This is a genomic window from Ruegeria sp. AA6, from assembly GCF_056542865.1.
The window spans coordinates 45,249-57,763 of sequence record NZ_JBQGAN010000013.1 but is presented as its reverse complement, the minus strand read 5'-3'; the positions used below and the strand labels follow the sequence as shown (position 1 = coordinate 57,763).

Sequence of the window (12,515 nt, the reverse complement as noted above, 5' to 3'; positions counted from 1 at the left end):
TTTTTTTGTCGCTTCTTCTGACCAATGTGTTAGTCGGGAATGACAGATCAACACCGTGGGATTGCCACTGGCGTCAAGTCAGTAACCGTCAAGGATGGCGGGTTTCGTGTTGCAGCCGTTGTTGCGCGATGGCTTCGTTGCGCAGAGCTTTCTGAAAATCCTCCATACAGCGTTGAACAAAGCTCAGGTGCTGGTGAACCGCGTCGCGGGCGCCTTCCGGGTCTCGCGCCTGCAAGGCCGCATTGATGGCGCGGTGCTGGTCCAGAATGGCACCACGCGTGGTGCGTTGCTGGAACATCATCTGACGATTGTAGAATACGCCCTGTTGCAACAGGTCATACATCGAGCGCGTCATATGGAGCATGACCACGTTGTGGCTGGCCTCAATGATGGCCATGTGGAACTGCGCGTCCAGTTCGGATTCATCATCGCTGGCATTGCGGGCGTGGGCGGCTTCCATTTTATCGAAAATCGCCTGCACGACCTTTAGATCACTGTCTGACCCAAGGCGCGCAGCGCGTTCGGCGGCCAACCCTTCAAGATCCTGGCGGAATGACAGGAAATCGAACACGGCTTCTTGATGGCTGCTGAACAACTGAACCAGAGCTGGGGAAAAGGCCGAACCCAGAACCTCGGCCACATAAATGCCGGACCCGGCCTTGGCGGTCAGAAGGCCCTGATTCTGAAGCTCTGATATCGCCTCTCGCAATGAAGGGCGCGATACGCCCAGCCGCTCAGCCAGTTCTCGTTCAGCCGGAAGCCGTTCGCCCGGGCGCAGGATGCCGCGCAGGATGAGCAGCTCGATTTGTTTTACCACTGCGATAGACAGCTTTTCGGTCTGGATTTTTTGAAAAGGCATGCGGTTTTTCCGAAATTGGTCAAATCATATGACCACGTATTTCTTGAGGGTTCAAGAACGTCGCCTTAGCTGTTTTGAAACATTAGGTCAGCACTATTGACATTAATGACGCGATGCATAGGCTGCCGAGCAAAAATGCGGAGGAGCCCCATGTCGACGAAAGACCTGTTTGCAACGCGAACATCGCGGATGAAAGCGTCCGAGATACGTGAATTGCTCAAGCTGCTGGATCAGCCGGGCATAATTTCTTTTGCCGGCGGTATTCCCGACCCAGCGCTGTTCCCGGCGGACGGGTTCGCCACAGCGTTCCAGAACGCGCTTGCGTCGGACAGCCAAGCGCAGGCGCTGCAATATTCGGTCAGTGAGGGCTATGTCCCATTGCGAGAATGGCTGGTCGATCACATGCGTCAGATCGGGATTGGTTGCGAGTTGGACAACATCCTGATCACGTCGGGCTCGCAGCAGGCATTGGACTATCTCGGCAAGCTCTATCTTTCGCCGGGTGATACGGCATTGGTCGGCTGGCCGACCTATTTGGGTGCGCTCGCGGCGTTCAACGCCTATGAGCCGCGATTTGATCGTCTAAGTATCAACGGCAATCGCGGGGCGGCGGAATACGCGGCGGCGGCGGGCGAGGGGGCTGTTAAATTTGCTTATCTCTCACCTGATTTCGCGAACCCGACCGGAGAGACCGAGGACCTGCGGGGGCGTGAGGCTTTGCTGGATTTAGCCGAGGAGTTGAACATCGCGATAATCGAAGACGGTGCCTATCAGGCACTGCGCTATGAAGGTGAGGCCATTCCCCCGGTTTTGGCATTGGAATTGGCGCGCAAAGAGTCGATCGAAAAGTGCCGAACGGTCTATTGCGGCAGTTTCTCGAAAACACTGTCTCCGGGTTTGCGCGTTGGCTGGGTCGTGGCGGCCAAGCCAGTGATCTCGCAATTGGTGCTGATGAAGCAGGCAGCCGATCTGCATTCGGCGACGATCAACCAGATGGCCATCAACGAAGTCGCGCGGGCTTGTTTCGACACCCATATTCCCATGCTGCGACGCGTCTATGGCGCCCGTCGTGATGCCATGCTGGAGGCGCTGCAACAGTATATGCCCAACGACGTGAACTGGACCAAACCCGAAGGCGGAATGTTCGTCTGGGTAACTCTGCCAAACGGCATAGATGGGGCCAATCTGCTGGCGCGTGCGTTGGAAACGGTCAAAGTTGCCTTTGTACCAGGTCGGGCGTTCTTTCCTGACGAAACCGGTGGCAATACGATCCGGCTGAGTTTTTCGAATTCGGATGAGGCCACGATCCGCGAAGGCATCCGGCGGTTGGGAGAGGTTCTGCGTACCTAACAGGAGGAAAGGTTCTGTTAACCAGTTTGCGTCAATGCTGGTCGCATGATCCGGTATCTGTTCTTTCTATGGGCGCTGTCCGCTTGTTCGGCGGGCACCACCTATTTTCGTGACTTGCCCGCCACTCGTGTCGCGGTGAATGGTAGCGTCTTTGACGTGCGCGTGCGCGGAGATCTGGCCGAAGCTGTGCGGGTCAACATGCAATACGCGCCGCGCCTCGGCCCGATCCGCGACCGGGCTGGCTTGGCGATGGCACAGGTTTCGGGCTGTCCTATTCTGGATGTGCTTGGGGATGCGGCTGTGCCCGTCGGCGTATTGGGCTGCGATCACGACGCGGGGGAGCGCTTGTTGCTGACCTCAATCTCGACCCCGAACTATGAATGTGTAGACTATGGCGTCTATGAGGACCTCGGCTCTGACTACGGCTATCAGGTTTTTGAATGTACGCCGTACTGAGATACGCGTTTTCCTGCGCATTTCGGCAAGATATTGTGGATAAGTCGGGTTGATGTCCCACATCCTGCGCAACTCCGTTGACTCAACCCCAATCCCTTGCGCAGACTTCAAGGACGTAGGAATCACGGGACCCGTCGCCTTTGCGCTTTAGCAAACTCAAACTCACCGGCTTCAAAAGCTTTGTCGACCCGACCGATCTGATCATCGCGGACGGGTTGACTGGTGTGGTGGGGCCGAATGGTTGTGGTAAGTCCAACCTTCTGGAAGCCTTGCGTTGGGTGATGGGCGAAAACCGCCCCAAATCCATGCGCGGGGGGGCGATGGAGGACGTGATTTTTGCCGGGGCCGCTACTCGCCCAGCCCGCAACTTTGCCGAGGTTGTTCTGACGATGGACAACTCGGAACGGCTGGCGCCTTCGGGCTTTAACGACAGCGATCAGCTTGAAATCATTCGCCGCATCACCCGCGATGTCGGCAGCGCTTACAAGACCAACGGCAAGGATGTCCGTGCGCGCGATGTGCAGATGTTGTTTGCCGACGCCTCGACGGGTGCGCATTCGCCAGCGCTGGTAGGGCAGAACCGCATTGCCGAGTTGATCAATGCCAAACCGCGCGCCCGTCGCCGGATTTTGGAAGAGGCCGCCGGTATCTCGGGTCTCTATCAACGCCGGCATGAGGCCGAGCTGAAACTCAAAGGCACCGAGGCCAACTTGACCCGTGTCGATGACGTTCTGGAACAGTTGGGCGGACAGTTGGCGCAGTTGGCTCGTCAGGCCCGTCAGGCCGCGCGCTATCGCGAGATTGGCGAGCAGCTGCGGCAGGCCGAAGGCATGTTGCTGTATCGGCGCTGGAAAGAGGCAGACATGGCCCGCCAGCAGGCGGAAGAAAAGCTGCGTGATCGGATCACCGAAGCATCTCGGGCCGAAGCCGAGGCCCGCGCGGCAGCCGCCAAGCGCGCCGAGATCGAAGAGACCCTGCCGCCGCTGCGAGAGGAAGAGGCCATCGCCGCTGCCGTCTTGCAACGCCAGCAGGTACAGCGTGATGCGTTGGCGGATCAGGAGACCCGCGCCCGTCAGACTATTGAAACCCTGACCAACCGCATTCAGCAGTTGGGCAACGACATCGAACGCGAGGCTGGGTTGAACCGCGACGCGGGGCAGATGATCGAACGGCTGGAATGGGAAGCGCGTGAGCTGACCAAAGCAGCCGAGGGGCACGACGACAAAGTAGCTGAAGCTGCTGAAATTGCGCGCGAGGCGGCTTCGGTGCTGCAGGATCGCGAAGACCATCTGTCGCAGGAAACCGAGGATATGGCGCGTCTGGTCGCCCGGCACCAGTCGGCGCAGCGCTTGGTCGAGGATAGCCGCAAGACGCTGGCCCGCTCCGAGGGCGAAGAAGAAAAAGCTCGCGCTGCTGTGGACGACGCCAAAACGGCCCTGACACGAGCCAGCGAGGCGTTCGAAACCGCTCAAGAGGGCGAGGAAGAAGCCCGCGAAGCCGCCGAAGCCGCCGAAGAGGCATTGGCCGCCGCCGACGAGCTGCGCAATGACACGCAAGCGCGTGAGGCCGAGGCCCGCGCACAGCGCTCTGAGGCCGAGGGCGAGCTGGGCGCGATCCGAGCCGAAACCTCTGCGCTGGCCAAGTTGGTTGAACGCGACACCGCCGAGGGTGGTCAGGTGCTTGATCTGCTGCGCGTCGCGCCAGGTTATGAAAAGGCATTGGGTGCGGCATTGGCTGATGATCTGCGCGCACCGTTGGTTGAGGGCGATGGTCCCTCGGGCTGGGTGCAAGTGGCGGGCTATGACAGTGACCAGCCTTTGCCAGAAGGTGCCGAGCCTTTGGCGCTGCATGTCTCAGGCCCGGATCGCCTGAGCCGCCGGATTGCGCAGATCGGGTTGGTGGACGCAGATCTGGGCGCGCGGCTACAAGCCTCGCTGAAACCGGGTCAGCGCCTTGTGTCGCGATCCGGTGACTTGTGGCGCTGGGACGGGTTCCGGGCCTGGGCCGAGGACGCGCCAAGTGCCGCCGCGTTGCGTCTGGAACAGTTGAACAAGCTGGAGGCGTTGAAACAGGAACTGACCCGTGCCGAGGCGCAGGCCGACGGTGCCCGCGCTGCGCATGAGGCGCTGTCGAAACAACTGGCAGATGTCACTGAAGCTGACCGCCGCGCGCGTGAAGCGCGCCGCGCTGCTGACCAACGCATGGCCGAATCCGCGCGCCAGCTTAGCCGGGCAGAAGCTGATCGCAATCTGGCGCAGGGCAAGCTTGAGACTCTGGCGCTCGCCGTGGATCGCCACAAAGAGGACGCCATGTCCGCCCGCGCGCAGTTGCGCGAAGCAGAAGGTGCGCTGGCCGGTTTGGGCAACCTCGACAGTGCCCGCGCGCAGGTTGAAGACATCAAGCAAACCGTCGAGGCCGCGCGGATCACCATGCTGACCCATCGCTCGACCCATGATGAATTGCGGCGTGAGGGAGAGGCGCGTACGCGTCGCTCGCAAGAGGTAACGAAAGACCTGAGCGGGTGGCGTCACCGGTTGGACAGCGCTGAAAAGCGGATTTCGGAACTGGCCGAGCGCAAGGAAAGCTCGGAAGAAGAATTGTCAGAGGCGATGGCTGCGCCCGGCGAAATCGCCGAGGCCCGCGAAGAGTTGAACGAGCTGATCGAAGCTGCCGAGGCCCGCCGCGCTGAAGCGGCCGACAAGCTGGCCGAGGCTGAGACGCAGCAACGCGAGGTGGTTCTGGCCGAGCGTGACGCGGAGCGTCTGGCCTCGGAAGCACGCGAAGGCCGCGCTGCGGCCGAGGCACGCTGTGATGCAGCCAAGGAGAGCGTATCTGCTGCGGCGGAACGGATTGCCGAAGATCAGCAGCTGACGCCGAACCAATTGCTGAACCAATTGGATGTGAACCCCGATCAAATGCCCGCCGCTGATGCGTTGGAGGCCGAAGTAAACCGCCATAAACGCCAACGCGACGCGATGGGGGCGGTGAACCTGCGTGCCGAAGAAGACAGCAAAGAGGTTCAGGAAGAGTTCGATACGCTCAACACTGAAAAGGCCGATCTGGAAGAGGCGATTAAGGCCCTGCGCAGCGGTATTGCCAGCCTAAATCGCGAAGGCCGCGAGCGTCTGCTGACCGCGTTCGAACAGGTGAATTCGAACTTCGCCATGCTGTTCAAGCACCTGTTTGGCGGTGGTGAGGCCAATCTGGTCATGGTCGAAAGCGACGACCCTTTGGATGCAGGGCTTGAGATCATGTGCCAGCCGCCGGGCAAGAAACTCTCGACCCTCAGTCTGTTGTCGGGCGGAGAGCAGACCCTGACGGCAACGGCGCTGATCTTTGGCGTCTTCCTAGCCAATCCGGCCCCCATCTGCGTGCTGGACGAGGTCGACGCGCCGCTCGACGATGCCAACGTCACCCGCTTCTGCGATCTGCTGGATGAGATGTGCCGCCAGACCGATACGCGGTTCCTGATCATTACTCACCATGCGGTGACAATGGCGCGGATGGATCGGTTGTTTGGCGTGACCATGCAGGAACAAGGCGTCAGTCAGCTGGTTTCAGTCGACCTGAAAAAGGCCGAACAGATGGTCGCCTAAACCATCACCCCATCGTTATGAGCTTTGTGGTGCACGGTGGCCTATGATAGCCGCATGACCCGATTTCTGATCCTAGCCTTCTTTGCAACAAGCCCAGTCTGGGCCGCGGAATGGCCCACCAAACCCGGCGATGTGCCGCTGACCCATGCGGAATTGGATGCGCTGGCTGGCCAGACGCTGACTTTCTATGACGATGGCCAGTCGAAGTACTCGGCCGGTGGGGCCTATTCTTATACCTATGCCAGCGGAGAATCCGCGTTCGGTACGTATTCAATTGCCGAGGATGGCAGTGTCTGCATCCAGTATCGGAACGGGTTCAGTCGTTGTGATTTGTATGTGCGCAGTGGCGAGCGTTTGATTCTGATCGACGAAAAAGGCGACCGTTACCCGGTGCGGCCTGACTGACCGCATCCCTGCTAAGTGTTTTGACACATCTCTGGTCTTTTGTTGGTGCGCCACTGCATAGTGTTTCAGAATTGAATTCAGCCTACTAAAATCGCGAAACACAACACCCTGAACCAACACTTACGACACGTCAAAGGAGCAATTAGGTGAGCGACGAGACCGAAAGAAACCTAGCCCTTGGAAGGCAGCGCAGCGCACATGGTCGCCAGCAAGAGGAAGGTCCGCTGGTCATTCGTACAATTGCCATGCCAGCAGATACCAACCCGTCGGGTGATATTTTCGGTGGCTGGCTGATGTCACAAATGGATTTGGCGGCAGGCAATATGGCTGCGCGAGTCTCTCAAGGGCGCGGCGCCACGGTAGCGGTCGAAGCCATGCAATTCCTACGTCCGGTCAAAGTAGGTGACGAAGTAACTCTATATGCGACATTGCGCGAGGTAGGGCGAACATCGATGCGTATTCATGTCGATGCCTGGGCTCGCCCGAGGTATTCTGGCAACGGCTACAAGGTAACGGACGCGGATTTTGTGTTTGTTGCGCTGGATGACGAGGGCGCGCCACGGCCGGTCTTTGAAAACACGTGACCCCTTGCTTGGCCACTTTGGATTGGCACCGGAAATTCGGTTTCTAAAAAAGATCGCCGCTGCGACTTTTGGAAAGTGCAGCGGCGAGATGCTGATTCAGGTTTTTGGTTATGGGGATGCTATCCGGTTAGGCCGGATTGAGCAGCCACGTCACCCCGCTGGGTATTCGGATCAGCCTCAGGTTCTGGATCGCACCCGCGATGGACACGAAAGTGTCGATGACCTCTTCGCCGGTTGTTTCATAATAGCGCGACGATGACGAAGCGCAGGTTCTGAGCTCTGCCGATGCCGAACTCGAGGCTTCGAACGAAACGGCAAAGATCGTAACACCATTGGCCTTTGCCATTGCACACTGGTCTAGGAACAACTGAAGATTGGTCGTGTGCGATGACGTAATGGTGGGTCCTCGCACGGGCGATCCACAAGCTCGGTGGTACCGTTTTCCACTTCCATTTCATCAGTTGGCCGAACCTGCGGGCTGGTCGCTCCGTCGGTCATTAGGAAGATGTAATTCGCAACGTCTTTTGCGTCCCAATCCAACGGACGGTTGGCGAACTCGGCCGGAATTTCACCTGCGCCGCTGAGATGTTCGAAAGCCTCGCGCGAGGATGGGTCCAGCAGGGCCAGCGCATATTTCATGCTGTAGTTGGTGCCGGTTCCATCGAACAGCCGCAGACCGTCGATGAAGGTATGCAAGTCCTCTTCATCGCTTTGAGCGTACTTGATGCTCATTTCATCTTCAGGGCACCAGCCCCAGTTCTGGGTAGTCGCGTCATATTCCCAGTTCACGAAATAGGGCACTTGGTCGATCGAACCGGAGGGTGGATTGGAATTCAGGAAGTCAGAGTAGGTCATCTCCAAGCATGAAGAGGTATTGTTCGGGATCGTATCAAGGTAGGTCTCAAAATCGCTGTATTGGATTGTGAGGTCCGTTTGGTTGAACTTCGTCGACCCAACAATATGATCCCCTGCTGTGCTGAAGAACTCAGTTTGCTGTCTGCCGCCCTTGATCGAGGCGCCAACCAACACAGCGTCCTCAGGTACATCCAATGAGTGGCCGATGATGTAATCTCTGACATAGTGGTAATAGGTATCCACGTCGTCTTTGACGAATACATCGGTCGTGCTGTCCAGAAAGTTGTCGACCTTGACGGAAAAGTCGACCTAATTGTAGCCATCTGTTTCAAACCAGAACACAACGTTTGAGATGTCCTGCTTCCACGTTGGGAAGTCGTCGTCGGTGGTCGTTCCAAAACGCTCGCCGCCCAGATATGTGAACATCGTGGCGCCGGGATCGGTTTGGCCTGCAAACGGAATCGTGCCGATCGAGGTTGGGCACACGGTTTTTTGCCGGTGCTTGGATCAGTATTCCGCTCCAGGGTTTTCGTGACAAATTCCTTGGCTGCAGTTTGCATTAGACCAAGGCGGTTATTGTTCCCCATGCTGCCTGAGATATCCAACGCAATGAAAATCTCGGTGGAAGGAGCCGCTTCATGGGCAGCTGCGACCACGCTGATCGGAAGAGTGTCTACGCCGCTCAGTCACATGAAGTGGGTCGAATAATCCAAATCCATCGGCGCACTTACAGTCCGGTCTAGGTATAGATCGTCAGCTATAACGTCGTCCTCGTAAACCGTAAGATTCTGGGCAGCCAGATAGGCGCTTACCACTTCGGAAGGCGGTAATTCATGCATAGGATCGGCGGCGGCCAATACGGCATTGTCGAGGGTCCATTGAAACTTTTCCCAGTCGCGCTCGTATGCCATAAATCAACGCCGATGCCGGTCAAGGCGAGAATAATAATGAAGCCGCATAATACAAAAATAATAAAGGTACTGTCTTCCTCGGCCGCAAAAAGCTCTTTGTGCTCTTAAACATGCGAGCAGAGTTTGGGCACATATGTGGCAGCAGGTTGCGCAAGGTAGTCCCCGCCGTATCCAAGTATCGGAATGACCATGCACTACGATGTTGACGTACTTCGGCCGCAGATTTGCGGTTTAAATTACGAAAAGTGAACTCGGCATTATTTCAATGTGAATGTCATGGCGTGAACTTAGATAGTATATTTGACTTAAAAGCAGTGGGAGGATTAAAATTACTAATTTTTCAACAGCTTACATTCTTTCTGATTTCTGCTTGCGTTCTCTGAAAATTGAAAATTGTCGTTAACAAATTGTGGCGAAGGGTTGATCTACAACTTATTCAGCAGCTCAGCCGTCGGCCATGCATCTGCAGGAAGTCCAAGGCGGACCTGTTCGGCCTGAACCGCAGCTCTTGTTCCCGCTCCCAAGATGCCGTCGATTTTACCGACGTTATAACCACGCGCCTGCAGGTTGCTTTGCAGTTGTTTCATCTGGGCATCCGATAACCCCGGCGCCGGATTGCCCGCATTGTAAATTTGGGCACCCTCTAGCCTTGTTCCGAAATAGGCGGCAGTCAGAACATAGACAAAACTCTGGTTCCATTCGAAATAGACGTCGAAATTCGGATAGGCCAAGAAGGCCGGGCCGTTGCGTCCCTGCGGCAAGATCAGCGAGGCAGGTAGGTCGGCCAAAGCTCCGTTACGGGCTTGCACGCCCATCGCCTGCCAGTCCGACACAGGGCGCGGTTTTCCGGGGCCGGACAGGGACCAATCCGTTTGCGCGGGTACCGTCACCTCTTGCAGCCATGGTTGGCCCGGCTGCCATCCAAGACTCGACAGCATCTTGGCCCCTGACAGCAGGGCATCCGGTGCCGAAGTTTTCAATGAGACTTTGCCATCTCCATCTCCATCGACCCCGTTTTCAAGAATGTCACGGGGCAGCATTTGGACCATCCCGATCTCTCCGGCCCAAGCACCAGTGGTGCGCGCGGGGTCGAAATTCCCTTGGCTATAAAGTTCAATAGCCGCAAAAATCTGCGGTCTAAACAGCTCGGGCCGACGGCAATCATGCGCAAGTGTAACCAGCGCATTGCGGGTGTTGAAGTCACCCTGAAAGGCGCCGTAGTCGGTCTCGAACGCCCAGAAGGCCAGCAGCACGCCCCGAGAGATACCGTATTCCCGCTCGATCCGGTCAAACACCGCGTCGTATTTGCGCGACATTGCCTGTCCGCGTTCGATCCGGTTTTGTGAAATCAGGTGGCGGGAAAAGTCGATGAACGGCTTCTGGAATACGCCCTGTGCGCGGTCGGCCCTCAGCACCGCGCCATCTTGTTGCACACCTTTGAAGAACGCGTTGACAGTGGCTTTGTCGAACCCTTGTTGCACGGCCTCGGCCTTCAAACCTTTAACGAAAGAGTTGAACCCACCGCCGCATTGGGCCAATGCGGGCGAGGAGAACAGGGCGGCGGCAACTAGGCCAGAAAGAAAGCGCATAAGCGGATCCGTCAAATTATGAAGCTGACCCCAACCCACACCGACAGAAGGCCAAGCGCAAGCCCCCAAAGGGTCCACAACATGCTGCATGCGCGGAAAACCTCCGGCGCGCCGATTTCGCGCGGGGCACCGCCGTTCACCCAAGCCAGATCGCGGATCTGCCCATCATAGCTGCGTGGCCCGGCCAGTGCCACGTTCAGCGCGCGTGCCATGGCGGCCTCGGGCCAGCCGGCGTTGGGTGATATATGGCGGCGCGCATCGGCCACCATCTCGGGCCAACGCTTCCATTGGCCGGACAGGACCACGATCATCCCGCAGGTCAGGCGCGCGGGGATGAGGTTCAGCACATCGTCCAAGCGCGCAGCAGCCCAGCCAAAGTCACGGTATTTTTCGGTGCGGTAGCCGATCATGCTGTCAGCCGTATTAATCGCCTTATAAACCAGCAGCCCAGGAAGCCCGGCGATCAGAAACCAGAACGCCGGTGCGATAACGCCATCGCTCAGATTCTCGGCGGCGCTTTCGATGGCCGAACGGGCGACCTGAGCCTCGCTCATATCTCGCGTGTCTCGCGAAACGATCATCGCCACCTTCGCGCGGCTTTCTGCCAGAGAGATGCGCAGCCCGTCGCCCACATCCTGCACATGCTTCACCAGCGATTTTTGAGCCAATAGAATGGCGCAGACAACGATCTCAACTACCGGTCCCAGCAAGGCCAGCAGACATCCAATGATCAGCGCACCGGCCACGAGCAGCACTACAACTACAGCGCCTTTTAGTCGTCGTTGCGCCCCGTGGTTCAGGCGTTTTTCCAGCCACCCGATCACGTTGCCAATCATCACTGCGGGATGGCGGACCCGCGACCACAGCCAGTCAGGCTCACCCAATGCCGCGTCCAGACACATGGCGCAGATCAATAGCAGTGCCGTGTTCACAGAGCGGCCTCCAACCTGCTCCAGCCGTCGGCTGGCGGCAGGCCGAGACGTAGAAAATTTCGTGAGTAGGGGAATATCCTGCTCCAGATATGGGCGCGGGCCAGACGGTCCTGCCATGCGGTGGCATCGTCGACCTCATACAGCCGGAACAGGGTGGTTCCACCCACTAGGTTGGCTCCTTTGGCCGCCATAAAGCTGTCCAACCGGTCGGCTTCCACGCTCAACCGGTGGCGCGTGTCTTCCGCCCAGCCCGTGTCTCGCAGGGCTTTTTCCCCAATCCGTAGCGCAGGGCCAGAAACGGCCCACGGACCGGTCAGATCGTTGAGCCGCGCGATCAGGTCGGGGTCGCCGATGGCGAACCCCAATCTCAGCCCGGCCAGGCCCCAGAATTTTCCAAAGCTCTTCAAGATGACCACACCGGGCTGGTTGGCGAGGTGGATCAGAGACTTTTCCGGGCTGACATCACAAAAGCTCTCGTCGATCACAGTCAGCGGGGCGTTGGCATCGGATTCCTGCCAGACACGACCGTCCGGATTGTTCGGATGCACGATAACGCGGGCAGCGGCTGGGCCGTCTGACTGAACCGACCAGCCTTGTGCCGCAAAGGCGGCAGCGTGTTCGTTATAGGTGGGCATCGTAATCTGGACCTGACCCGGAGAAGCCAGGCCAGGAATGCGCGCAATCACAGCCGAGGCACCGGGCACAGGCAGGATTGCAGCGCCCTTGGGCACGGACCAAAAGTGCCGCGCGGCCTCGGTCAGGCGTTCAAACGCGCCGTGATCGGGCAATTCCGTCCAGTCAGTGCGGCGCAATCCGGAAACCTCGTAGGGATGAGGATTGATACCGGTGGACAAATCAATCCAGTCCGTTCGGCCTCCGCCATAGGTGGCTATCGCGCCATCCAGCCCGCCGCCGTGGTCGCGCGCGGAACGGGGGTTCAAGTTTTCGTTAGGGCTCGCCATCGGATTCTCATCGAAA

Annotated in this window: 12 protein-coding genes; 5 read left to right on the top strand and 7 right to left on the bottom strand. The window is 58.2% G+C overall.

The genetic code is table 11. The annotated features are described in order from the left end of the window. Positions 1-88: 88 nt before the first annotated feature. Positions 89-859: an FCD domain-containing protein gene (locus ACR0LN_RS15285; protein ID WP_480430814.1), complete on the bottom strand. Its 771-nt coding sequence runs from the start codon at positions 857-859 to the stop codon at positions 89-91. Positions 860-1,009: 150 nt separating this feature from the next. Between ACR0LN_RS15285 and ACR0LN_RS15280 the strand changes: the two genes are divergently transcribed. From ACR0LN_RS15280 to ACR0LN_RS15260, 5 genes are all read left to right on the top strand, one after another. Next, a complete protein-coding gene (locus tag ACR0LN_RS15280; protein ID WP_480430813.1) occupies positions 1,010-2,209 on the top strand; it encodes an aminotransferase-like domain-containing protein in 1,200 nt (399 codons plus the stop codon). A gap of 45 nt (positions 2,210-2,254) precedes the next feature. Then, a complete protein-coding gene (locus ACR0LN_RS15275; RefSeq protein WP_480430811.1) occupies positions 2,255-2,665 on the top strand; it encodes a hypothetical protein in 411 nt (136 codons plus the stop codon). Between the two features lie 140 nt (positions 2,666-2,805). Beyond that, positions 2,806-6,261: a chromosome segregation SMC family protein gene (locus tag ACR0LN_RS15270; RefSeq protein ID WP_480430810.1), complete on the top strand. Its 3,456-nt coding sequence runs from the start codon at positions 2,806-2,808 to the stop codon at positions 6,259-6,261. A 54-nt stretch (positions 6,262-6,315) separates the two neighbouring features. Continuing rightward, the gene (locus ACR0LN_RS15265; protein ID WP_480430808.1) at positions 6,316-6,666 is read left to right on the top strand and encodes a hypothetical protein; all 351 of its coding nucleotides are present in this window, start codon (positions 6,316-6,318) and stop codon (positions 6,664-6,666) included. Between the two features lie 146 nt (positions 6,667-6,812). Then, entirely contained in the window at positions 6,813-7,250 is a 438-nt protein-coding gene (locus tag ACR0LN_RS15260; RefSeq protein WP_480430806.1) for an acyl-CoA thioesterase, read from the top strand. Positions 7,251-7,377: 127 nt separating this feature from the next. On the opposite strand, the gene ACR0LN_RS15255 is transcribed toward ACR0LN_RS15260, so the two are convergent. The 6 genes from ACR0LN_RS15255 to ACR0LN_RS15230 form a co-directional block, all read right to left on the bottom strand. After that, positions 7,378-7,596, bottom strand: coding sequence for a hypothetical protein (locus ACR0LN_RS15255; RefSeq protein WP_480430804.1), 219 nt, complete (start codon positions 7,594-7,596; stop codon positions 7,378-7,380). An 11-nt stretch (positions 7,597-7,607) separates the two neighbouring features. Then, on the bottom strand, positions 7,608-8,348 hold the full coding sequence (locus tag ACR0LN_RS15250; RefSeq protein WP_480430803.1) for a hypothetical protein: 741 nt from the start codon (positions 8,346-8,348) through the stop codon (positions 7,608-7,610). Between the two features lie 443 nt (positions 8,349-8,791). Next, positions 8,792-9,016 carry a hypothetical protein gene (locus ACR0LN_RS15245; RefSeq protein WP_480430802.1) on the bottom strand — a complete coding sequence of 75 codons (225 nt, stop codon included), beginning with the start codon at positions 9,014-9,016 and terminating at the stop codon, positions 8,792-8,794. A gap of 425 nt (positions 9,017-9,441) precedes the next feature. Next, complete coding sequence (locus ACR0LN_RS15240) at positions 9,442-10,605, bottom strand: lytic murein transglycosylase (protein WP_480430800.1); 1,164 nt, start codon at positions 10,603-10,605, stop codon at positions 9,442-9,444. 11 nt (positions 10,606-10,616) lie between these two features. Continuing rightward, positions 10,617-11,537 carry an adenosylcobinamide-phosphate synthase CbiB gene (cbiB, locus tag ACR0LN_RS15235; RefSeq protein ID WP_480430799.1) on the bottom strand — a complete coding sequence of 307 codons (921 nt, stop codon included), beginning with the start codon at positions 11,535-11,537 and terminating at the stop codon, positions 10,617-10,619. Further along, on the bottom strand, positions 11,534-12,499 hold the full coding sequence (locus tag ACR0LN_RS15230) for a threonine-phosphate decarboxylase (RefSeq protein WP_480430798.1): 966 nt from the start codon (positions 12,497-12,499) through the stop codon (positions 11,534-11,536). Before ACR0LN_RS15230 ends, cbiB begins: the two co-directional genes overlap by 4 nt. Between the last annotated feature and the right edge of the window lie 16 nt (positions 12,500-12,515).